15 protein-coding genes, 1 other RNA gene and 2 pseudogenes are annotated in these 23,440 nt (G+C 62.7%); 13 read left to right on the plus strand and 5 right to left on the minus strand.

Annotated elements, in window-relative coordinates; translation table 11 throughout:
* Position 1: 1 nt before the first annotated feature.
* The 10 genes and pseudogenes from smc to ffs all read left to right on the plus strand — a co-directional run bounded on the left by smc (position 2) and on the right by ffs (position 14,007).
* Positions 2 to 3,490: a chromosome segregation protein SMC gene (gene smc / locus PspR32_RS08010; RefSeq protein ID WP_159388292.1), complete on the plus strand. Its 3,489-nt coding sequence runs from the start codon at positions 2 to 4 to the stop codon at positions 3,488 to 3,490.
* Between the two features lie 204 nt (positions 3,491 to 3,694).
* Positions 3,695 to 4,564, plus strand: coding sequence for a cell division protein ZipA (gene zipA / locus PspR32_RS08015; protein WP_010226021.1), 870 nt, complete (start codon positions 3,695 to 3,697; stop codon positions 4,562 to 4,564).
* 154 nt (positions 4,565 to 4,718) lie between these two features.
* On the plus strand, positions 4,719 to 7,073 hold the full coding sequence (gene ligA, locus PspR32_RS08020) for an NAD-dependent DNA ligase LigA (RefSeq protein WP_010226020.1): 2,355 nt from the start codon (positions 4,719 to 4,721) through the stop codon (positions 7,071 to 7,073).
* 61 nt (positions 7,074 to 7,134) lie between these two features.
* The gene (locus tag PspR32_RS08025; protein ID WP_159388293.1) at positions 7,135 to 8,286 is read left to right on the plus strand and encodes a zinc-binding metallopeptidase family protein; all 1,152 of its coding nucleotides are present in this window, start codon (positions 7,135 to 7,137) and stop codon (positions 8,284 to 8,286) included.
* A 48-nt stretch (positions 8,287 to 8,334) separates the two neighbouring features.
* Complete coding sequence (locus PspR32_RS08030; protein WP_145997587.1) at positions 8,335 to 8,799, plus strand: hypothetical protein; 465 nt, start codon at positions 8,335 to 8,337, stop codon at positions 8,797 to 8,799.
* Between the two features lie 27 nt (positions 8,800 to 8,826).
* Positions 8,827 to 9,090 (plus strand): annotated as a pseudogene (locus PspR32_RS26640) (NEL-type E3 ubiquitin ligase domain-containing protein); the annotation flags it as partial.
* 25 nt (positions 9,091 to 9,115) lie between these two features.
* Positions 9,116 to 9,241 (plus strand): annotated as a pseudogene (locus PspR32_RS26645) (NEL-type E3 ubiquitin ligase domain-containing protein); the annotation flags it as partial.
* Between the two features lie 22 nt (positions 9,242 to 9,263).
* Positions 9,264 to 9,497, plus strand: a complete 234-nt coding sequence (locus PspR32_RS26315; RefSeq protein ID WP_232531820.1) for a hypothetical protein — start codon at positions 9,264 to 9,266, stop codon at positions 9,495 to 9,497.
* Between the two features lie 36 nt (positions 9,498 to 9,533).
* Positions 9,534 to 13,817, plus strand: a complete 4,284-nt coding sequence (locus PspR32_RS08045) for an NEL-type E3 ubiquitin ligase domain-containing protein (protein WP_159388295.1) — start codon at positions 9,534 to 9,536, stop codon at positions 13,815 to 13,817.
* 93 nt (positions 13,818 to 13,910) lie between these two features.
* An RNA gene (gene ffs, locus PspR32_RS08050) (signal recognition particle sRNA small type) lies at positions 13,911 to 14,007 on the plus strand.
* 105 nt (positions 14,008 to 14,112) lie between these two features.
* Here the strand turns inward: ffs and PspR32_RS08055 are convergent.
* Positions 14,113 to 14,862: a substrate-binding periplasmic protein gene (locus PspR32_RS08055; RefSeq protein ID WP_036994374.1), complete on the minus strand. Its 750-nt coding sequence runs from the start codon at positions 14,860 to 14,862 to the stop codon at positions 14,113 to 14,115.
* 113 nt (positions 14,863 to 14,975) lie between these two features.
* Here PspR32_RS08055 and dnaX point away from each other — a divergent pair, with 113 nt between their 5' ends.
* Together dnaX and PspR32_RS08065 are read left to right on the plus strand one after the other, a co-directional pair.
* The gene (gene dnaX, locus PspR32_RS08060) at positions 14,976 to 16,985 is read left to right on the plus strand and encodes a DNA polymerase III subunit gamma/tau (RefSeq protein ID WP_159388296.1); all 2,010 of its coding nucleotides are present in this window, start codon (positions 14,976 to 14,978) and stop codon (positions 16,983 to 16,985) included.
* Positions 16,986 to 17,054: 69 nt separating this feature from the next.
* A complete protein-coding gene (locus PspR32_RS08065; RefSeq protein WP_010226011.1) occupies positions 17,055 to 17,381 on the plus strand; it encodes a YbaB/EbfC family nucleoid-associated protein in 327 nt (108 codons plus the stop codon).
* Between the two features lie 49 nt (positions 17,382 to 17,430).
* On the opposite strand, the gene PspR32_RS08070 is transcribed toward PspR32_RS08065, so the two are convergent.
* The 4 genes from PspR32_RS08070 to PspR32_RS08085 form a co-directional block, all read right to left on the minus strand.
* Positions 17,431 to 18,420: a fimbrial protein gene (locus PspR32_RS08070; RefSeq protein ID WP_081492845.1), complete on the minus strand. Its 990-nt coding sequence runs from the start codon at positions 18,418 to 18,420 to the stop codon at positions 17,431 to 17,433.
* A 17-nt stretch (positions 18,421 to 18,437) separates the two neighbouring features.
* On the minus strand, positions 18,438 to 20,906 hold the full coding sequence (locus PspR32_RS08075; protein WP_159388297.1) for a fimbria/pilus outer membrane usher protein: 2,469 nt from the start codon (positions 20,904 to 20,906) through the stop codon (positions 18,438 to 18,440).
* Between the two features lie 186 nt (positions 20,907 to 21,092).
* Complete coding sequence (locus PspR32_RS08080; RefSeq protein ID WP_100782943.1) at positions 21,093 to 21,839, minus strand: fimbria/pilus periplasmic chaperone; 747 nt, start codon at positions 21,837 to 21,839, stop codon at positions 21,093 to 21,095.
* Positions 21,840 to 21,898: 59 nt separating this feature from the next.
* A complete protein-coding gene (locus PspR32_RS08085; protein ID WP_010226007.1) occupies positions 21,899 to 22,444 on the minus strand; it encodes a fimbrial protein in 546 nt (181 codons plus the stop codon).
* Positions 22,445 to 22,808: 364 nt separating this feature from the next.
* Between PspR32_RS08085 and recR the strand changes: the two genes are divergently transcribed.
* Entirely contained in the window at positions 22,809 to 23,411 is a 603-nt protein-coding gene (gene recR, locus PspR32_RS08090) for a recombination mediator RecR (RefSeq protein ID WP_036994380.1), read from the plus strand.
* Positions 23,412 to 23,440: the final 29 nt, after the last annotated feature.

A 23,440-nucleotide genomic window follows, 5' to 3' on the forward strand; every position in this document is an offset into this window, starting at 1 on the left:
CATGCGCCTCAAGTGCATTCGCCTGGCCGGGTTCAAGTCGTTCGTCGACCCCACCACGGTCAACTTCCCCAGCAACATGGCCGCCGTGGTCGGGCCCAACGGCTGCGGCAAGTCCAACATCATCGATGCGGTGCGCTGGGTGATGGGCGAAAGCTCGGCCAAAAACCTGCGTGGCGAGTCGATGACCGACGTCATCTTCAACGGTTCGACCAGCCGCAAACCGGTGAGCCAGGCCAGTATCGAGCTGGTGTTCGACAACTCCGACAGCACCCTGGTGGGCGAGTATGCGGCCTATGCGGAAATCTCCATCCGCCGCAAGGTGACCCGCGACGGGCAGAATACCTATTACCTCAATGGCGCCAAATGCCGGCGCCGTGACATTACCGATATCTTCCTCGGTACCGGCCTGGGCCCGCGCAGCTACTCGATCATCGAGCAGGGGATGATCTCCAAGCTGATCGAGGCCAAGCCCGAGGACCTGCGCAACTTCATCGAAGAAGCGGCGGGCATTTCCAAGTACAAGGAACGCCGGCGCGAGACCGAGAACCGTATCCGCCGCACCCACGAGAACCTCGAACGCCTGACCGACCTGCGCGAAGAGCTCGAGCGCCAGCTCGAACGCCTGCATCGTCAGGCCCAGGCGGCCGAGAAATACAAGGAATACAAGGCCGAGGAGCGTCAGCTCAAGGCACAACTGGCGGCCCTGCGCTGGCAGGCCCTGAACGATCAGGTGGGCCAGCGCGAAGCGGTGATCGGCGACCAGGAAGTGGCCTTCGAGGCCCTGGTGGCCGAACAGCGCAATGCCGATGCCAGCATTGAGCGCCTGCGTGATGGCCACCATGAGCTGTCCGAGCGCTTCAACCTGGTGCAGGGGCGTTTCTATTCGGTCGGCGGCGATATTGCCCGGGTTGAGCAGAGCATTCAGCACGGCCAGCAGCGTCTGCGCCAGTTGCAGGATGACCTCAAGGAGGCCGAACGCTCGCGCCTGGAAACCGAGTCGCACCTGGGCCATGACCGCACGATGCTCGCCACCCTGGGCGAAGAGCTGCAGATGCTCGAGCCCGAGCAGGAGCTGACCCTGGCCGCTGCCGAAGAGGCCGCCGCCACCCTGGAATACGCCGAAACCACCATGCACGGCTGGCAGGAGCAGTGGGACAGTTTCAACACCCGCTCGGCCGAGCCGCGGCGCCAGGCCGAGGTGCAGCAGGCGCGTATCCAGCAGCTGGAAACCAGCCTCGAGCGCCTGGCCGAGCGCCAGCGCAAGCTTGGCGAAGAGCGCGATCAGCTCAGTGCCGACCCGGAAGACGCCGCGATCCTCGAACTGGGCGAGCAGGTCGCGACCAGCGAACTGCTGCTTGAAGAACTGCAGATAGAAGAGCTGCAGGTGGTCGAGCAGCTCGAAGCGCTGCGCGAACAGCTGCAGCAGGCGGTACAGGCCCAGCAGCAAGCCCAGGGCGAATTGCAGCGCCTGGGCGGTCGCCTGGCGTCACTGGAAGCCCTGCAGCAAGCAGCGCTCGATCCTGGCACCGGCACCGCACAATGGCTGCGCGAGCAGGGCCTGGAGCAACGTCCGCGCCTGGCCGAAGGCTTGCGCGTTGAGCCGGGTTGGGAGCTGGCGGTGGAAACCGTGCTGGGCGCCGATCTGCAGGCGGTGCTGGTTGACGACTTCAATGGGCTGGACCTGAGCGCCTTTGATCAAGGCGAGCTGCGCCTGCTCGACAGCCGCGGCCAAGGCGTGCGCATGCCCGGCAGCCTGCTCGACAAGGTCGAAGGGCGCATCGATCTGGCGCCCTGGCTCGGCCAGGTCAAACCGGTAGAGCGCCTCGAACAGGCCTTGGCCCTGCGCACTCAGTTGGCCGAGGGGCAAAGCCTGATCAGCCGGGACGGTTACTGGGTGGGCCGGCACTTTTTGCGTGTCAGCCGCGCCAGCGATGCCCAGGGCGGGGTGCTGGCCCGAGGTCAGGAGCTGGAGCGCCTGGGCCTGGAGCTGCAAGAGCACGAAGCGACGCTGGAACTGCTGGAGGCCAGGCTGCAGGAGCAGCGCGAGCAGCAGCAACAACTTGAAGAGCGCCGCGAGCAACTGCGCCGCCGCGCACAGGACGAAGCGCGCCAACAAAGCGAGCTCAACGCCCGGCTCTCGGCCGGCAAGGCCCGCGCCGAACAGTTGAGCCTGCGCCGCCGGCGCCTTGAAGAAGAGCTGGCCGAGCTGCTCGAACAACGCAGCATCGAGTACGAAAACCTCGGTGAGTCACGGCTGCAACTGCAGGAAGCCCTCGACCTGATGGCTCAGGACACCGAGCAGCGCGAGCTGCTGCTGGCTCAGCGCGACAGCTTGCGCGAACGTCTCGATCGGGTGCGTCAGGAAGCCCGTCAGCACAAGGATCATGCCCATCAATTAGCGGTGCGCCTGGGGTCATTGCGCGCCCAGCACGATTCCACCCGCCAGGCCCTGGAACGTCTGGAACTGCAGTCCGAGCGCCTGAGCGAGAAGCGCGAACAGCTGACCCTGAACCTGGAGGAGGGCGAGGCGCCGCTGGAAGAGCTGCGCCTCAAGCTTGAAGAACTGCTGGAAAAACGCATGAGCGTCGATGACGAAATGCGTCAGGCGCGGCTGCACATGGACGAAGCCGACCGTGAGCTGCGTGACGCCGAGAAGCGCCGCACCCAGGCCGAGCAGCAGTCGCAACTGCTGCGTGGCCAGCTCGAGCAGCACCGGCTGGAATGGCAAGGGCTGAGTGTGCGGCGCAAGACCTTGCAGGAGCAACTGCTCGCCGACGGCTACGACCTCGACGGGGTACTGGCAACCCTGGGCGAGCAGGCCAGCGAGCAGGAAGCCGAGCAAGAGCTCGAGCGCATCGATGCGCGCATCCAGCGCCTGGGCGCGATCAACCTGGCGGCGATCGACGAGTACCAGCAGCAGTCCGAGCGCAAGCGCTACCTGGATGCCCAGGACGCCGATCTGGTCGAAGCCCTGGACACCCTCGAAAACGTCATTCGCAAGATCGACAAGGAAACCCGCAACCGCTTCAAGGATACCTTTGATCAGATAAATGCCGGATTACAGGCACTTTTCCCAAAAGTTTTCGGTGGTGGCAGCGCTTACCTGGAACTGACGGGCGAAGATCTACTCGATACAGGGGTGACGATCATGGCGCGGCCACCGGGCAAGAAGAACAGCACCATCCACCTGCTCTCGGGCGGTGAGAAAGCGTTGACCGCCCTGGCCCTGGTGTTTGCCATTTTCAAGTTGAACCCGGCACCGTTCTGCATGCTCGATGAAGTCGATGCGCCGCTGGACGATGCCAACGTCGGGCGTTACGCCCGGCTGGTGAAAGAGATGAGCCAGACAGTGCAGTTCATCTATATCACCCACAACAAGATCGCCATGGAAATGGCCGATCAACTGATGGGGGTTACCATGCATGAACCGGGTTGTTCACGGCTGGTGGCGGTGGATGTGGAGGAGGCGATGGCCATGGTCGACGCCTGATTTGAAGCAATAAGGTGTGAACCAGCGGTAAATGGCCCTGTCAGTTGCGACAGACGGTGTAAAGTTATCTTTGGTCGTGCTAGCTTAATGTCACTTATTTTTTTGCGTGGGTAAAACGCCTGTCAGAACATAGAGTTGGCGCCACGTTTTAAAGGGGTTTAAACCCTTTATTTTTCAGCATTTTTTACAGAGGCACGGGATTACATGGAAATCGGTCTGCGCGAGTGGCTGATCGTCATCGGCATTATTGTCATTGCCGGTATTCTTTTCGACGGCTGGCGCCGCATGCGCGGCGGCAAGGGCAAGTTGAAATTCCGTCTGGACCGCAGCTTTTCCAACCTGCCGGACGATGACAGCAGCGGTGGCACCGAAGTGATCGGCGAGCCGCGCGTGCTCGACACCCACAAAGAGCCAGCGCTGGACGAACACGATTTGCCGTCGATGAGTGCGGGGCGTGAGCGTGAACCCAAGGTCGGCAAGGGCAAGCGCAACAAGCGCGGCAACGAGCCACAACAGGGTGACCTGAACCTGGCCGCCGAACCGCGTGAGCCGGACCTGTTCGGCAATGCTGACGATGACTTCCCCGACGAAAGCCCGAAAACCACTGGCTACGGTTCCAGCGAAGGCAAGGACCTGCCGCCGGTTGAAGAAGTGCTGGTGATCAGCGTGATTTCCCGCGACGAAGGCGGCTTCAAGGGCCCGGCGTTGCTGCAGAACATTCTTGAAAGCGGCCTGCGTTTCGGTGAAATGGACATCTTCCACCGGCACGAAAGCATGGCCGGTAATGGCGAAGTGCTGTTCTCGATGGCCAACGCGGTCAAGCCGGGCGTGTTCGACCTCGATGACATCGACCACTTCAGCACCCGTGCGGTGAGCTTCTTCCTCGGCCTGCCGGGCCCGCGTCATCCGAAGCAGGCCTTCGACGTGATGGTGGCGGCGGCACGCAAGCTGGCCCACGAACTCAACGGTGAGCTCAAGGATGACCAGCGCAGCGTGATGACCGCGCAGACCATCGAGCACTACCGCCAGCGCATCGTCGAGTTCGAGCGCCGGGCGCTGACCCAGAAGCGCTGACAGCATCGCCGGCAACGCCGGCTCCCACAGGGTTCGGTGTATGCGGTCCTTGTGGGAGCCGGCCTTGCCGGCGATGAAGCCTCAACCGATATGTAGAGACATGCCCCAAAGAGCAGCCAAGGCTGCTCTTTTGCTTTGCAAGAGACGACACATCATGACCGCCGAATCCCGAATCCTTGAACTGCGCGCCGAGCTCGACCAGCACAACTACCGCTACTACGTGCTCGATGAGCCGAGTGTGCCCGACGCTGAGTACGATCGCCTGTTCAATGAACTCAAAGCCCTGGAAGCCGAACATCCAGGGCTGGTGACCGCTGACTCGCCGACCCAGCGTGTTGGCGGCTCGGCGTTGTCGGCATTTAGCCAGGTGCGCCACGAAGTGCCGATGCTCAGCCTGGGCAATGCCTTTGAAGAAAATGACCTGCGCGAGTTTGACCGTCGTGTGGTTGAAGGTCTGGACCTGCCGGCTGGCGACCTGCTGGGTGACGGCGCCGCAGTCGACTACAGTTGCGAGCCCAAGCTCGACGGCCTGGCGGTCAGCCTGCTGTACCGTGATGGGCAACTGGTGCAGGGCGCAACCCGTGGCGACGGCACCACGGGGGAAGACATCAGCGTCAATGTGCGCACTGTGCGCAACATCCCGCTCAAGCTGCAGGGCGAAGGCTGGCCGGCAGTGCTGGAAGTGCGTGGTGAAGTGTACATGTCCAAGGCCGGGTTCGAGCGCCTGAACCAGGCGCAGATCGACGCGGGCGGCAAGACCTTCGCCAACCCGCGCAATGCCGCCGCCGGCAGCCTGCGCCAGCTTGACTCGAAGATCACCGCCAGCCGCCCGCTGGAATTCTGCTGCTATGGCGTCGGCCAGGTATCGGCGCCGGTTGCCGACACCCACATCGGCACCCTGGAGCAGCTCAAGGCCTGGGGCATGCCGATCAGCCGCGAGCTGCGCCATGCCGCTGGCGTGGCCGAGTGCCTGGAGTACTACCGCGACATCGGCGCGCGGCGCAACGAGCTGCCTTACGAGATCGACGGCGTAGTGTTCAAGGTCAACAGCCTGGCTTCCCAGCGCGAGTTGGGCTTCCGCGCCCGTGAACCGCGCTGGGCGATTGCCCACAAGTTCCCGGCCATGGAGGAGCTGACCGAAGTGCTGGACGTCGAGTTCCAGGTCGGCCGCACCGGCGCGGTAACCCCCGTGGCCCGGCTCAAGCCGGTCAAGGTGGCGGGTGTGACGGTGTCCAATGCCACCCTGCACAACATGGACGAAGTCGCCCGCCTGGGCCTGATGATCGGCGACACGGTGATCATTCGCCGCGCCGGTGACGTCATCCCGCAAGTCATGCAGGTGGTCACCGAGCGTCGCCCGGAAGGTGCCCGCCCCGTGCACATCCCCACCGAATGCCCGGTGTGCGGCTCGCAGGTCGAGCGCACCCAGCTGGTCAAGCGCAGCAAGGGCAAGGAGACCGTCAGCGAAGGCGCTGTGTACCGCTGCGTCGGCCGTCTGGCCTGCGCCGCCCAGCTCAAGCAGGCGATCATTCACTATGTATCGCGCCGCGCCATGGATATCGAAGGCCTGGGCGAGAAGAGCGTCGAGCAACTGGTGGACGAAGGCTTGATCCGTTCGCCAGCTGATCTGTACCAGCTGACCTTTGAGCAGATCGTCGACCTTGAAGGCTTTGCCGAGCTGTCGAGCAAGAACCTGTTGGCGGCCATCGAAGCCAGCAAAAAACCGGGCCTGGCGCGCTTCATCTACGCCCTCGGCATTCCGGATGTGGGCGAGGAGACGGCCAAGGTACTGGCTCGCTCCCTGGGTTCGTTGCAGCGGGTCATGGCGGCGTTGCCGCAGGTGCTGACTTACCTGCCGGACATCGGCCTGGAGGTCGCCCACGAGATCCACAGCTTCTTCGAAGACGAGCACAACCGCACAGTGATCGCGCAGTTGCTCGAACGCGGCTTGCAGTTGCAGGACGAAGGGGAGCTGGGCGCCGAGTTCGCCGCCAGCACTACCCTGGCCGGGTTGATTGCCAAGCTGGATATTCCGTCGGTCGGGCCCACCGGCGCGGAAAAACTGGTGGCCAAGCTCGACAGCCTGGAGAAGATCATCGCCGCTGACGGCATCGACCTGCGCCAGGCCTTGGCGGCCAAGCCGGCCGAAGCGGTACGGGCCTTCTTCCAGGTCGCGGAAAACGCCACCCTGGCCCTGGCCATCGAAGCGCAGCTGCGCGACTTCGGTATGCACTGGTCGAGCGAGAAGAAAGTCGCCGAAGGCTTGCCCCTGGCCGGCCAGACCTGGGTGCTGACCGGCTCGCTGGAACGCATGAGCCGCGATGTGGCCAAGGACAAGCTGGAAAGCCTCGGGGCCAAGGTCGCCGGTTCCGTCTCGGCCAAGACCCACTGCGTGGTCGCCGGCCCCGGCGCCGGTTCCAAGCTGGCCAAGGCCAGCGAGTTGGGCCTGAAGGTGCTGGATGAAGATGCCTTCGTCGGCTTCCTGGCCGGTCACGGCATCGCGGTATAAACACGGCACTGGCGACGGTAACCATGGTCTAGTCTTGGCAGGCAGCCAGGGAGGGATCGCCATGTACCGTTTTTTCGAACAGCTGGGCGCCAGGATCGCCGTGCGCTTCGTCAGCCAGCCGCAACGCCCGGATCGGGTCTGGCAGTGCCAATGCGGGCAGTCGGTGTTCTTTCGCAACAGCCAGTGCCTGGCCTGCCAGTCGGCGCTGGGCTATTGGCCGCCGAGCAACCGGGTGGCGAGTCTCTCGCCCGGGCCTGCAGAGGGGCTCTGGCTGCTCGATGGTGAGCCTGAGGCCGGCCCGCTGCGGCGCTGCGCCAACCTCGATACCCCGGCCGCCTGCAACTGGCTGCTGGCCGACCACGAGCCGGATAGCCTGTGCCTGGCCTGTCGCCTGAACCGGACCATTCCGGACCTTTCCATCATCGACAACCACCTACGCTGGCGCAAGCTGGAAACCGCCAAGCGCCGGCTGACCGCGCAGCTGTTGCACCTGGGCTTGCCGGTGGAGCCGAAAGGCGAGGAGGGTGGCCCGGGCCTGGCCTTCGATTTCATCGGCGTCGACCTTGACGGCAAGGCCCCGGTGACCGGTCATGCCAATGGCCTGATCACCCTTGATGTGCGCGAGGCCGATGACGACTGGCGCGAGCGGGTACGCGTGCAACTGCACGAACCTTATCGAACCCTGCTGGGCCACCTGCGTCACGAAGTCGGCCACTACTATTGGGACCGTTTGATTGCTGGCAGCCATTGGCTCGACGGCTTTCGCGACCTGTTCGGCGATGAGCGCGAAAGCTACGGCCAGGCGCTGGAGCGTCACTATCAGCAGGGCGCGCCGAGTGATTGGGCGGCCGCCCATGTCAGTGCCTACGCCACCATGCACCCCTGGGAAGACTGGGCCGAAACCTGGGCGCACTATCTGCACATGACCGATGCACTCGACACCGCTCTGGCCTTGGGCATGAGTGCCAGCAGCCTGGAGCTGGATTTCCCGCCCTTCACCTGTGAGGACCTGTATCGCCCGGATGACCCCGGGGCAAAAGATTTTCTCGCTTTTATCAATGCCTGGGTCGAGCTGTCAGCGATGCTCAATGAGCTGTCGCGCAGCATGGGCCAGGTGGATTTCTATCCGTTCGTGCTGCCGTCGGCGGTGGTGGCCAAGCTGCACTTCATTCATCTGCGCATGGCCGACTGTCAACTGGCGCCGGTGGCATAGCTATGTAGTGCAACTGCTGCCGGGCAATGCAATAGCCTCGTGTCTTTTGTGAAGCCCCAACATGACCCGCTCGAACATCTGCCGGGCTGGTCTGCCGGCGTGCTGCTGGCAAGTGCCGGAACAGACCGCTGGGGCCAGGTGCGTACCCTGGTCAAAAGCGCCGAGGGGCATTTCAGCGTCGAGGGGCAGGAGGGTAGCGATACCGACCGTAATCGCGCCCGGCGCTTGAGTGGCCAGGTAGTGCTGGAGGACCGGTTCAGGCCACCCGCACGCCTGGCCGATGGGCGGATCGGCTATCCCTTGAGTGGCCGTGGTGCGGCGGGCGAGTATTGGCAGTTCTATCGCGACCAGGCCAAGCAGTTGTTTCCGCGGCTCACGGATGCTGTCGATGTGCCCAGGCTGCTCAGGGAAAAAGCCGAGGAACTGGCCAGTTTGCGCAAGTCTTTGAGTCAATGGGTGCAGGATGATGCTGCGCCGCAGTCCAGTGGCGCGCAGCGGGCTGGAGGTGCTTGACCTGAGTAACAACCCCTTGGGCACGTCGCCGAGTACGATGCGGTGCGCACCGAGTTGTTCGACAGGGTCTGGCGCATGGTCGATGCTGCCAGCGCCGACAGTCAGTTGCGTGCCAAGTTGTTCAGGCTGGCGGGCCATCCGCGTACCTGCGGCAACAGTATTGCGCTGAACTTCAGCTACCTGGAAATCCAGGTCCAGGTCTTTCAGGCCCTGTCGGTAAGCGAGAGCTCCCAGGTTACCGCCCGGCTGCTGCGTCTGGGCCAGGGCCTGTTCCGCCTGGACAAGCTCGACAAGGTGGTGCTGGACGGGTATCAGGCTGCGGCGGGAAAGCACCCAGGGGCGCTGGCGCGATGTCGAGGAAGTGGAAGTCAGCCTGGGTTATCGGGTCAGGCTGGCCGAAGTGCTGGACCTGCCGGGGCAGCCATCGGCAATGTTGTTCCCGGACCTGGTTCTGGTGCGACTGGTTGCGCCAGCGCGACACCCAGGCATTCCTTGCCCTGCGCAACTCGCTGGAGCAACAGGAGCAGGCGTTGGAAGAGCGTCGGGCCTCGATCAGCGATGCCGAGTACTACGCCGGGTACTCGAGCCTCTACAAAGTGTTCCAGGAAAAAACCACCGAACTGATCCACAGCCTGAGCGAAGAGGCGGTGCGATGGGATCTGGGGGATGTTGCAAGGCTGCGTCGCCTGCACGGGTAGATATCTACCGCCAGGTGCCGCCGAGCGGCCGGTAGCGTGGCGCTTTCCCACTGTTCATACAGAGAAGACGCCATGCTTGAATCCCACGACCCCGCAGACGCTCTGAGCTTCCATGAAGCCTTGCAGCGTACTTTGCCCGCCTGGCTGCTTCAGGCCCAGCCCAGTCATCTTGCAGAACTTGCCTACAGCATGGCTCAGAGCCGCCTGTACCGTGCCCGGGTGCAGTCGTTACTGAGCACGTTGCAGGCACTGCCGGGCTTTGCCCATGCAGAACTGAAAAAAGCGCTGGTGCCGGTCTTCGGGCAGGATTTCGACCCGCAGCGTGATCAGTTTTGCCGAGTCACCAGGGTCGCTCAATCCTCGCTGCAGATTCCACCGCAAAGAGTCAGCTACAAGCGCGTGGAAACCCGCCGCAGTATGCTGCAGGCTGCAATGGACAACTTCGAAGCAGAGGAAACCCTGGCTGAAACGCTGGGCGAAAGTTACCTGATCGTTGGCAAGCGGGCCCGGGCAGGGGCTGCGGATTTTGCCCGGCGCTGCCGTGAGCTGGACCTGGGCGGGCGTTTTCAGGCGCACCTGGAAGCGCTCTTTACCCCTATGGACGGTCCCGGCCAAACCCAGGGGGCAGCGGCCCGTGAGGTGCACGAGATGCTCGAAGAGCAGCGCCGTTTTGACTTACGGGTAACGGCTTACCTGGCCTGGTTTCAAGGTGACCTGACCGAATGGGGGTTCCGTCTGATGCAGAACCTCACGGCGCAGGCCGGGCCGTTGCGTTTGAAGAACATCGACATCCGCGCCTTTGTTCCCAGCCTGATGGGCGTGGCCCTGCGAGAGGTGCTGGTTATCGGCCAGCATCCGCAGCGGTGCAACTCCCTCGAACAGGCCGCCAGCCTGTTCCTCTACATTCCCGGCGACGCTCAGGGCAGCCTCAAGGAGTTTGCCAGTGTCGCCGAACTGCGGGATGAATGGCAGCAGCGCCTCGGGCTGCCGGGCTATGCAGATTCATTGCTGCGCTTTGCCAGTGTGCAGGATCGCGGCAGGTTGCAGGCGCAGTTGGCAAGTCTACAACCCGCTGGCAGTGTCGAGCTGAGCATCAGCTACCAGGGCACCCCGCTGGCAGCCAACCTGTTCCGCGACATGGTTCGCGCACAAGTTGCCGCCTTGCGTGAAGATGCAGCCAGGCTGGCGGTTCCCACGGCCCAGGTCGATGCGCGGGTGCGTCAACGCAACTGGGAATGGTACGAAACGGCTGGCCTCGACTTGCTGGGCGTTGCCGGCTTGCTCATTCCGGTGCTTGGCGAGGTCATGCTGGGGGTGGCGGCCGTGCAACTGGCCGCTGAAGTCTTTGAAGGCTTCCAGGCTTGGCACAATGATCACCGGGACGAGGCGCTCGAGCATCTGCAGCGCGCTGTGGAACAGGTGGCCGGGGCTGTCGCGCTGGCGGCGGGCGGTCGTGTATTGCAAGAGCTGGCAGAGGCTTCGGGCTTTATGCAAGCCTTGCAGTCAATACGCCTTGTTGGCAACCAACAGCGCCTATGGCACCCCGACCTTGCACCATACCGCCAGGCGGGGCTGCGCCTGGCCGAGGGGCCAGGCGAGCACCCAGGGTTGTTCATGGCCTCAGGCGGCCAGTACTTGCGCATGCAGAAGCACGATTTTGCCGTGGTCAATCAGGGGGATGCCTGGCATATCCAGCCAGTGGACGAGCGCCACACCTTTGCGCCGGCACTTAGGCATAACGGCGATGGCGGCTGGCTGCACGCGGGTGAGTCACCCTGGCAATGGCAGCAATTGCACGTGCTTGGACGCCGCCTCGGGGCATGCGCCGAAGGCCTGGCCGATGAGCAGATTCACCAGGCGCTGGGAGTCTGTGGCTATGATCTTGCGTCCGTTCGCCAGCTGTTGATCGAGCAGCAGCCGCTGCCAGCGGTGATTGTCGATGCCTTCGAGCGGATGGGTGGGGCCAGATTGCCCTGGCCGCAACCGGTCTCCGTGCACGGTCAATGGTTGCTGCGGGACTTTCCCGGATTATCGGTGCGTGCCGCCGAACAAATTGCCGCATCGGCAACCGACGTTGAACTGCAGGTCATGAACCGCCGCCAGCGTGTGGCGCCGGCACTCGCCGAGAAGGCTGTGCGAACCTTGCGTGAACTGCGCCTCAATCGCGCGCTGATCGGCTTTTATCACCGGCAATCGGCAGGCATCGACACCGCTCGTCTGGCGCTGGGGTTATTGCCGCGGTTGCCGGGCTGGCCAGCAGGTGAGTCCCTGGCCGTCACGGCGCAAGAGCTGGTCGAGCAGATCGACCCGCACACGGATGTCATCGCGGCGCTTTTCCAGCGGCTTTCTGCGTCGTTGCAAGGGTCTTTCGCCGAGCCCGCTGAACTGGGTACAGAACTGGCCAGTGCGGCATTGCTGCAGCGCAGGCGGTGTGCGCAACTGCTGGGTTTGCAGAACGAGACAGCCTGGTTGCGTTCACCGCAGCGTCTGGATGCGGGGCGGCTCGGCTATCCGTTGAGCGGCAGGGGGCGCCTTTGGGCCATTCACCCTTCAAGGTCGGGCCAGGTGCGCGCTCTATATCCGAACATGACGGATGGTGAAATCAATCAACTGGTGGCGTATCTGGAGGCTCGCGGCACCACGCTGGCGAGCTACCTGGTGCAGCGCAAGGCCGAGCTCAGGCAACTTGAAAGTGACCTGCGCTACTGGGAAGGGGAGGCCATTGGCGAGGCGTCGACCAGTGCCAGGCGCCGGGTTTCCCGGCAGTTGCGCCGGGCCTGGGGGCGTCAGGCGGAGCGCGCCTACGACCCTCAGGGCAAGGCCTATGGCTTTCGCCTGGATTTGCATGGCGCGCGCATCGGTCGGCTGCCGGAGCTTGAAGCCTGCAACTTTGATTTGGTGGTCGAACTGACCTTGACCGATATGGCATTGAGCGAAATCCCCCAGGGTTTTCTCGCTGCATTCCCCGATCTGGAGCGGCTTTCCCTCGATCATAATGACCTTCAGCGGCTTACGGCCGAGATCAGCGCCTGCACCGATCTCAAGTATCTCAACCTGTCGCACAACCGATTGTCCTTGACGGCGGAGCAGGCGCAGGCGCTGTCCGGCCTGACCCAACTGGAGGAGCTGAGGCTTGCCGACAACCCGTTGAGTACCGCGCCGAACTTGGAACGGATGCCCTACCTGCGGCGCTTGCAACTGCAAAGCTGTGGGCTGCAAACCTGCCCCGAGGGCCTGGCGGGCAGAGCCTTTCTGGAGCTGGCCGACTTGCGCAACAACGCGATCGTGACGCTCCCCGCCGAGCTGTTGGCAATTGATTCACGGCTGGCGCCGCGGGTGCTGCTGGGTGACAACCCGTTCGACAGCGCTGCCCGTCAAGGGTTGCTGGAGTATCGCCAGCGTACCAACGTTACCCTGGGCGGGTTGGCCCCGCGTCAGCAGGCCACCTGGCATGCCTCCTACTACTGGCTGGACCTGTTGTCGGCGCCCCTGAAAGCGCAGCGTGAACTGCAGTGGGCCCTGGTGGAGCACGAAAGCGGCGCCGGGGCGTTTTTCGATCTGCTGGCGCGTCTCGGGGAGACCGCTGATTACCGTTTGCAACGGGGCGATCTCGAGTGTCGGGTCTGGGCCTTGTTCGATGCGGCCTGGGCAAGCGCAGGTTTGCGTAGCGAGTTATTCGATCTGGCGGTCAGTGATGTTACCTGTGGCGACAGCGTGGCCCTCAACTTCAGTGCCATGGAGGTCCGCATGTTGGCGCATCAGGTTGGCGCCCTGGCGCTCGATGCCAACGACAGCGCTCCATTACTCAAACTGGCCCGCGGATTGTTTCGCCTGGAGCAGTTGGACAGTTTCGCCGACCAGGAGCTGGCCGCCAGGCCTTTGCTGGTGGATCGGGCACGGGATCAGATCGAAGTGCGCCTGGCTTATCGCCTGGGTCTGGCCGATGCATTGGCGTTACCGGGGCAGCCGCGCACCATGCTCCATGACGATTGGGCCGGGGTAGGGCCGCAGCAGTTGGAACAAGCCCGGCTCCAGGTGTTGGCCGATGAGCAGGGTGAGGCCTTGCAGAAGTTCGTCTGTTCGCGGGATTTCTGGCAGGACTTTCTGCGGCGCAAGTACCCGGACCGCTTCACCGCCATGCAGAGGCCTTATCGCCAAGCGCTGGAGGCGGCCGCCGAAGAGGACGACAACTATTGGCAGCAGGCGGCGATGATCGGCGAAGCACGGCAGAACGCCTTCGATGCGTTGGTGCAAACCCTGACCCGCGAAGAGAGCACAGCGCCGGCAGATGCTGGCCAGGAACGCCAAGTCATTGAGTAACGATGAGTTTTTAGCAATTAAAGGTTGTAACTTGGCCTGATGCCGGTACAATGGCGCGGCTCGTCGCCAGATGAGCATGCGTTATGGTGACCCCATCGGTCCCCCCGCAACGATCAGCCGTGAACCCGGTCAGGCCTGGAAGGGAGCAGCCGCAGCGGTGACATTGTGTGCCGGGGTGTGGCTGGTGGGGTCGCCACCTATCTCGCCTTGTGCGTCATGCATCACCTCTTGTCTCCTTGAATGCCCTTGGCTGCCATTGGCCAGCGAATGATGGCGCGCGCTCGGTTTTTTGCGGTTATGGCGTTGCAACGGTTGGCTGAGTGTAACGCTCGATGATCTGCTGGAGTTCCCCGGACGCCTTCAGGTGCAGCAACGCGCGTAAAATACCCTGTACCGGCAGGTCCGGCGCATTGCGAACAACGCACCCCAGGCTCTGCTCCTCGACCACGGCCAGAGGCCGCAGCCGTTGCCCGGCAGGCAACTCGCGGTTGAACCAGTCCAGCGATAGCTGGTTGCTGATTGCATAGCGGTAGCGGTTGGCGTTCAGCTTGTTCAGTACCAGCAATTGATTGCGGCTGTCTTCACGCTGCAACTGGCCGCTGGCAAACAGCGGCTCGATAGTTGAGTAGGTGTAGCCGAGCACGGTGCCAATGGCTTGCGGTGCCAGTTGCTTGGGTAGCAGCGGCTGCATCTCGCCGGGCTGGCCGACCAGCAAGTCGCGTTGCTGGAGCAGCGGCAAACTCCAGAGGTAGGTATTCTCGGGGATAGTGAGCCAGGACTGGGCAACATAGCAGCGTACATCGATATCGCCGTTCTCCATGGCGTGCTGCAAGCGCAGGCGCGGTAATACATGAAACTGCGCGCGATGCCCGACGTCTCGGGCCACGGCCAGCATCAGGTCGTGCAGAATACCTTCGACCGGTTGTTGCTGTTCAACGCGTATCAGTGGCATGGCCCAGCTTTCGGCCACCGAAAAGCGCAGTACGGGGTCGGCCGCCTGGCTGGCGGTGCTTGCCAGCAGCAACGCACTCAGTATTCTCCACACACCGCATCCTCCCTGATGCCCGCCTGACAGCTTAGCCGAGATCGGCGGGGTGCAATTTTGCCCCCGCTCCGCTACGATTAGCGGTCTTCAGCTTGCAGTCGCGACGGTTTTCGATGAGTTATCAGGTTCTTGCACGTAAATGGCGTCCGCGCTCGTTCCGCGAAATGGTCGGCCAGACCCATGTGCTCAAGGCCTTGATCAATGCGCTGGACAACCAGCGCCTGCACCATGCCTACCTGTTCACCGGCACCCGCGGCGTGGGCAAGACCACCATCGCGCGGATCATCGCCAAGTGCCTTAACTGCGAAACCGGTATCACCTCCACGCCCTGTGGTACCTGTTCGGTGTGCCGGGAAATCGACGAAGGGCGCTTTGTCGACCTGATCGAGATCGACGCCGCCAGCCGCACCAAGGTCGAAGACACCCGCGAACTGCTCGACAATGTGCAGTACGCGCCAAGCCGCGGACGCTTCAAGGTTTACCTGATCGACGAAGTGCACATGCTCTCCAGCCACTCGTTCAACGCCTTGCTGAAAACGCTGGAAGAGCCACCACCCTACGTCAAGTTCATCCTTGCCACCACCGACCCGCAGAAGCTGCCGGCGACCATCCTGTCGCGCTGCCTGCAGTTCTCGCTGAAGAACATGACCCCCGAGCGGGTGGTCGAGCACTTGAGCCATGTGCTCGGCGCCGAAAACGTACCCTTTGAAGACGATGCCCTGTGGCTGCTCGGCCGCGCGGCCGACGGCTCGATGCGCGACGCCATGAGCCTGACCGACCAGGCCATCGCCTTTGGCGAAGGCAAGGTCCTGGCAGCCGATGTGCGGGCAATGCTCGGCACCCTCGACCACGGTCAGGTGTACGGCGTGCTTCAGGCCTTGCTGGAAGGCGACGCGCGGGCCTTGCTCGAAGCCGTTCGGCACCTGGCGGAACAGGGGCCGGACTGGAATGGCGTGCTGGCCGAGATGCTCAACGTGCTGCACCGCGTGGCCATTGCCCAGGCGTTGCCGGAGGCGGTCGATAATGGCCAGGGCGATCGCGACCGGGTCCTGGCCCTGGCTCGGGCATTGCCGGCCGAAGACGTGCAGTTCTATTACCAGATGGGGCTGATCGGTCGACGCGATCTGCCATTGGCGCCGGATCCGCGTGGTGGTTTCGAGATGGTCCTGCTGCGCATGCTGGCGTTCCGTCCCGCCGATACCGACGATGCGCCGAAGCCGGTGCTAAAGCCGGTGGGGATCAGCCAGGCCACAGCTGATTCTGCAAGCGCGGTGGCAGCAGCCCCCCAGGCTGCGCCGGCCGTGGCGGCTGCGCCCGTGGTTACTGAGCCTGAGCCTGTTGCGGAGCCAGAGCCAGAGCCAGAGCCTGTACCCGAGCCGGTCGAGGCCCAGCTACCTGAGCCGGTTGTCGACCTGCCCTGGAACGATCCCGTCGCTTCTGAGCCTGAGGTCGAGCCCGCGCCGGTTGCCGTAGAGCCGCCGCCCGCGCCTGCGCCGGCTCAGCAGGTCGCGCCGCAGCACGTGCCGCCGCCCGACGATGGCATCGGCTACAGCCCGGCCGGCATGGACCGCGACGACGAGCCGCCGCTGGACGAAGACTATTACGAGCCGGAAATGGACCCGGCCAGCTACAGTTACCTGGACGAGCTGGCCATCGAGCATGCTCACGAAGTTGATGCGCCGCCTGCCGAGCCATTGCCCGCCGCGCAGCCGGCCACGGGCCTGGCGCTGAAATGGCTGGAATTGTTCCCGCAGTTGCCGATTTCCGGGATGACCGGCAATATCGCCGCCAACTGTACGCTGATCAGTGCCGAAGGCGACGATTGGCTGCTGCACCTGGACCCGGCCCACAGCGCCTTGTTCAACAGCACGCAACAGCGGCGCCTGAACGATGCGTTGAACCAGCACCTGGGCCGTACGCTCAAACTGACCATCGAGCTGATTCGCCCTGAGCAGGAAACCCCGGCCCAGGCCGCAGCCCGCAAGCGCGCCGAACGCCAGGGCCAGGCAGAGGCCTCGATCCAGGATGATCCGCTGATCCAGCAGATGATCCAGCAGTTCGGCGCCATGGTCAGGCACGATACTATTGAACCTGTCGACGCTCCGGTTGCCCAGGGCGAGTAACGCAATAACACCAGCGGCCCGGGCCAGGCCCTCGCCGCACCCCGTAACGTAATACTTGAGGTGATCCCCATGATGAAAGGTGGCATGGCCGGCCTGATGAAGCAGGCTCAGCAGATGCAGGAAAAAATGGCCAAGATGCAGGAAGAACTGGCTAACGCCGAAGTGACCGGCCAATCCGGTGCCGGCCTGGTCAGCGTGGTGATGACCGGTCGTCACGACGTCAAGCGCATCAGCCTGGACGACAGCCTGATGCAGGAAGACAAGGAAGTGCTTGAAGACCTGATCGCCGCCGCCGTCAACGACGCCGTGCGCAAGGTCGAAGCCAACAGCCAGGAAAAAATGGGCGGCATGACCGCCGGCATGCAGTTGCCGCCAGGTTTCAAGATGCCATTCTGAAGTCGTTGCACGGTTAAAAAAGCCAGGCTATTGCCTGGCTTTTTTGTGCTCAGTCGTAACTCATCAGGAACGTCGCCCGGCCTGGAGCAGAGCCGGGGGTTACCTGGGCGGTGGTCTGTACGTACTGTGCGCGCAAGGGGATCCGGTGCGTCACCGGGCCTGAACCCACGGTACCGCCTGGTTGCCGGGTGCCCAGCACGATTGGGGTGTTGTCGTTACGCAGCAGGCGAATACCGATACCACGCGCAGTAGCGTGACTGGCCAGGCTGATGGTTGAGGACTGGTTGCCCGGGTTGCTGGCGTCGGTGATGGTATAGCTGACGTTGAGGCGGCTGCCACTGCTGCCGCCGACACAGTTGAGACGGATCTCGAGCGGCTGGGGTGCGGTGACCTTGCCCACGGCGTCAAAGAATCTTGATGGATGATCCAGCAGGTTGACGGGGATCGTTTTCGAACCCGGGTCGACGGCGCAGGTGGGGTCGGCTGAGACAACCTCGACTCTGGTTTGCACCATCGTCAGCCTGGCGGTGTTGGCCGGGGTATGCGGCTCAAAGGTGTGGCTAATGATTGTCTGCGGGAAAAACAGGAGCCCGCTGTTCACCGGTCCGGTCTTGATCAACTGCAGTCTGTACCAAGGGGTGACATCGGTAGTGCCGGCCGGATGCGTGATAGTGGGGACCGGCCAGCTATAAAAACGACTGGCGCCGGCTTCGGAGCCCGTGATCTTGATACCGATACCCTCCAGATTGGTTCGATGAATGCCTTCGCCGATGTGGGTGAAAACCTCGGTAAAACCGGCTCGCTGCCCATGGGCGGCAGAGCAGCGGTAGGCCATGCGTGTCGCGTATCGGGTGCCGCTGTCATAAATCACCTTGCCTACCGGATCTATTGCAGACACCGTCAGCTGCGAGTTTATGGTGATGTAGGCTTGGGAAGGGCTGGAGCCGATATGTACACAACTGGCGGCACTGATGCCGCTATGGGCCAGCAGCAGCAATCCTGTCGCGCCGGCGATGCGCGCGGGTAAAGAACAAAGCATGGGCAGGTCTCGACGGTTCAAGGGTGGGCTGGCGTTGCAAGGCAAACGGACTGAATATTTTGCGGCGCGGCGCCCGCAGTTTTTTTCGCGGCGGGGGGCAGGGCATAGGTAATCCGGCAATTGCCTGTCGAGCCGTTGTCCCAGCGCACGATGATTTCACCTTCATCCTGAAGGCCGCGGGCGAACAGTTGGCTGCCTTGTCCGACGGCACCCAATTCATTGCCGTCGGTATCCAGCACCGCTGCGCCAAACGGCAATGGCTGGCCATCGACCTGGCGGGCGTGAATAACGGCCGAACGCCCGGAGCGGGTCTGGAATACCAGCAGTGGAATGGCGCCGGCCCGTGGCACGGTCTGCTGGCTGCTCGATTGCAGCTCGACGTCGGTCGACAGCCCCTTGGGGTCGATGGCAACCGTGTTGCGCCGGTAAGGCGTAAGGTTTGGTACTACGGCATAGCCACTGCTGTCGACTTTCAGCGCGGTGCCGGAGGTGACTCGTGCGCCATCGGCGTCTTTGGCGTGAATCAGGCCGAAGGTTTCACTCAAGGGTTGCGACAAGGTTAAACCGTCAGCATGGGCGACGATGGCGCCGCGCAGGCCAAGCGAGGCTTGCGAAGTGTGCCGTCCCTGGCTGAGTGAACCGCTGAGCTCGGCGGCCGAGCCGCGGTAGAGTAGGTTGCTGCTGAGTGTATGGTTGTTCTGGCCATGATGGCGGTCCTGGCTGGCGGTGATGCCGTAGCTCAGGTGCTGATCGTCACTGGTGGCGCCCGTAAGGGTGGCCTGGGCCCGGCTGTTGCCGTTGCTGTCCCTGGAAATACTGCTGCTGAGGCTGCGCACACGCTCGCTGCCCAGTGGTAGGGACAGGCTCAAATAGAGGGTGTTGCCGGCGCGCCCGAAGCGGTCACGTTCCCGAGTACTGCTGAGGGTGTAGCCCAGGGTCTTGTAGTGATTGCTATAGCCGATCGAGTAGCTCAGATCACTGCCGGCATGGTCCCAGTAGCTCGACGCCGAGGCGCTCAGGTGCAGTTGGCCGTAATTTAGTGCCAACGGTTGGGCTAGTGACAGGGTGGTGCGGCTGCGATGGCGCTGGTAGCGCTGATCGCCGGCATCGCGCAGGAACTGGCGGCTGAGCTGGGCGTCTTCCAGGCCATAGAAGCCGCGGGTGGAGTAGCGGTAGGTGGCCAGGGCGATCTGCGTGTCGGTTTCGCTCAGGGTCTTTGCGTAGCTCAGGCGCAGGCTCTGGCCTTGCTGACTGCCGAGCCCGGGCAGGTGGGTACGGGCCTGGGTAAGGTCGGCGCCGAACGCACCCAGCTCAGTGTTCAGGCTACCACCGAGCAAGGCTGAGCCATACCCGGATGCCAGGGTCATACCGCTGTAGGTGCTGACCAGGTTGTTCAGGCCATATTGCCAGGTGCCTTCGACGAACACCGGGTTGCTGTTCAGTTGCTGGTTGCGCAAGGTGCCCAGCGTTGCACTGTAGCGGCTGGCACCGGCGCGCAAGGACAACGGAACGGCGGCGTAAGGCACGGAGAAACTATGTTCGCGGCCGTCCGCCTCGGTCACTGTGACCTCCAGGTCGCCGCCGTAGCCGGTTGCATACAAGTCATCGATTTCGAATGCGCCCGGTGCGACGGTGGTTTCGTGCAGGGTTACACCGCGTTGGCGGATCAGTACTCGTGCGTTACTGCTGGCGATACCGCGCACCACTGGTGCATAGCCGCGCAGCGAGGCGGGCAGCATGCGGTCGTCGCTGGCCAGGCGTATGCCGGTGTAGCTCAATGAATCGAACAGCCCGCCCGAGGTGTAGCTTTCACCAAGTGTCAGTTGCGAGCGCCAGGGGGTGATATCACGCTGGGCATAGCTGGCAATGCTCTGGTAGCGCTGCTGGCCTTGGTCGCTCCAGTTCAGCGAACCATCATGGCGCAGGCGCCACGGCCCGATATTGAGCCCGGCACCGAGCCCCAGGTAGGTCTGGCGAAAATTGCCCTGGCTGCGATGCTGGGTGCTGTAGGTGTTGAGGTTGTAGTCGAGAAAACCCGCTGTTATGCCGCTGTCCCATTGTGACGGGTCAACCGTTTCGCGGGCGCTGCGTTTGACCGCGATTTGCGGCACCGACAAGTACAGGCGCTGGTTGGCAAAGTCCAGGCGGCTGCTGGCATCGTCCAGTGCTCCGTCGATGGGTATGCAGGCCTGGGCGGCAGAAAGTTGCTGTTGCGCTTGCGGGTAAAACTTGCTGCTATCCAGGCCGAGACGCTCTAGCAGGGCATTGTCGAAACAGGCCAGGGCTTCTTCGTTACCGGGCCGGGCCCTGAAGCTGAGGTTGAAGCGCCCGTGCCACTCGTCGTTGACCACAACGTCCACATTGTAGATTCCAGGGCTTGCGACGTTGCGCCGCTCGAAGCGCGACAGGTCCACGGGCAGGTTGCTGCCGTTGCCCAGGAATGCCGGTTCAAATTCAACCTGCGCGGATAAGGCGGTGTCGGCCATGACCGAAACGTGCCATGACAACAAACCGGACAGACCAACAGATAATCGGCTTATTGTTGAGGCTGATTGTTTTCGGGGCGAGCGAAAGTGTAATGATATTAAAGTCATTTTCAGGGGTGCCAATATTAAACTTGGGCACGCACGAAAACTTCGAGAACGCCCGGAGTGTCGAGGAGGGAGAGTGGGCTAAGGGGATGGAGTACTGGCAGGCCTAGAGCTCAATAGTTGGTTATGGTTATTCCCGGCGCCGTAGTCATTGATACTGGTGAAGTTGACCGTTGAGCGCGGGTTGACAGGTGACGAGGATATAAAATGTCCCAGCGAATAAGGCGCAATGTAGCCCGTGCCCAGTGAAGTCGACTTGCCGTTATATTCAATTTTTATTTCACCGAGATTGACGTAGTAGGCCGACGGGTTGCGGCCAACCAGCGTCTCAGGCTTGCCGTCTTGTCCAGGCGCTCGGTGCCAGGTCACCAGGGCCGGTGCGTCCTCGGCCTTGCCCGGCAGGCCCTGCGGGCGGTACAGCAGCTTGATACGGGTACGGAAGGCCAGTTGCAGGACATTGCTGTCCTTGGTTTTTGGCGGGACCTCAAGCATGTTGAACCAGAACAGAGACTCTCGATCACTGGCCATTGGACTGCCGGTATGCAGCAGGCGAATACTTTGCCCTTGTGCAGGTTCGACACGGGCCAGCACTGGCGTCACGGTAAACGGCACCTGGATGGTCTCGGGCGCGGCACGAGTATCGCCATCGTCTACCCAGACCTGGACCAGGCTGGGGTCTTTGCCATTGTTGACAAGGTTGACGGTGGCTTCGCGCTCTTGAGCCGCAAAGATGATGCGGGTACCGGTAATTACAACGCTGGCATGCGCGGGCACGCTGGCCGCCAGTAGCGCGAGGGCTGCCAGCAGGGAGGGGGAAAAGCGAGTCATGAAAGCGACATCCGGCCTGATTAGGGGTAGCAGGCGCGCTGAGCGCGCCTGCCGGTTCATTACGGGAGATTGATCAGGTACTGAACGCGGGAGTTGGCGGCACCCGGTGTGACCGTTGCGGCGGTGGCGTAGTACTGGCTGGTGTAGCGCAGGGTTGCTGAGCCGTCTTCCAGAGCCACAGGGATGGTGTTCTGCGCACCGGTTGGCCCGCCGATAATGATCGGTCCGCCTTGTTGGTTGAGCAGTTGGTACTGCACGTTGGTTGCGCTGGCAGGGCCGGCATCCATGTTCAGGCGGCCGTTCTGCACCAGGGCGCCCCCCAGGAATTCGATGTCTACCTGTCCGCTGCTACCGGCGGCACAGTTGGTCAGGGAGATCTCGAAGGTGCGAGGTTGGGCAATGCTGCCGGCCCCTGAGAACTCGCTGGTGTGCGCCGGGCTCATGGGGACGGTGAAGTTCTGGCCGCCAGGGCCGCCGTTGATGGTGCAGGTGGTGCCCGAGATACTGCCGGTGAATTCGATCTGTCCATCAGTTGCCTGGGCATGGAGACTGATACCGGCCAGCAGCGGTAAAGACAGTGCAAAGCCCAAAGTACGTTTGTTCATTTGTTTTCCAATTAGATTGATAAAGGTTGTGCGTTAATAAGTAAATGAGTTGTTGTAGAGGCATATTTACTTGTTTTTGAACGCCGGGAAATTATGCGGCTTATTTGATTGGCTGGATGTAGGGAGGAGGGTGGTGGCAATGGGGGGATTTAGCCGGATGCTGTACGATTGGGAGACTTTAGATGGGGTGTGCTTCTGCCGGTGTTAGAGGGTGTGCCAGTTGCTGTATGTTATGTAGGGAATGTTCCTGCTGAAGAAATAGAAATATTATCTTCTTACGATGCTAATCTAAATGTCTGTAAGATTTGACGTTGGCCAGTCTGGCAGGTATAAACCGCCTTCACTTGCATCAAGGCCTTTTCCCATGAGTTTCAGCCCACTTATCCGACAGCTGATCGACGCATTGCGCATCTTGCCTGGTGTCGGCCAGAAAACCGCCCAGCGCATGGCCTTGCAGCTACTTGAGCGTGATCGCAGTGGGGGTACCCGGCTGGCCCAGGCCTTGAACCAGGCCATGGAAGGGGTGGGGCATTGCCGCCAGTGCCGGACCCTGACCGAGCAGGAACTGTGCCCGCAGTGTTCCGACACGCGCCGGGACGACACGCTGCTGTGCGTGGTGGAAGGGCCGATGGACGTCTATGCCGTTGAGCAAACCGGCTATCGCGGCCGCTACTTCGTGCTCAAGGGGCATCTGTCGCCGCTGGATGGCCTGGGCCCGGAAGCCATCGGTATTCCACAACTGATGGCGCGGATCGAGGAGCAGGGCACCTTTGCCGAGGTGATCCTGGCCACCAACCCAACGGTGGAAGGCGAAGCGACCGCGCATTACATCGCCCAGTTGCTGGCCGACAAAGGCCTGGTCGCTTCACGCATTGCTCACGGCGTGCCCTTGGGCGGTGAGCTGGAGCTGGTCGATGGCGGCACCCTGGCGCATTCGTTCGCCGGGCGCAAACCGATCTCGCTGTAACCCTGGGTCTTTACGCGCGGGGCAAGCGC

The sequence above is a fragment of the Pseudomonas sp. R32 genome, assembly GCF_009866705.1.
Lineage (GTDB): Bacteria > Pseudomonadota > Gammaproteobacteria > Pseudomonadales > Pseudomonadaceae > Aquipseudomonas > Aquipseudomonas donghuensis.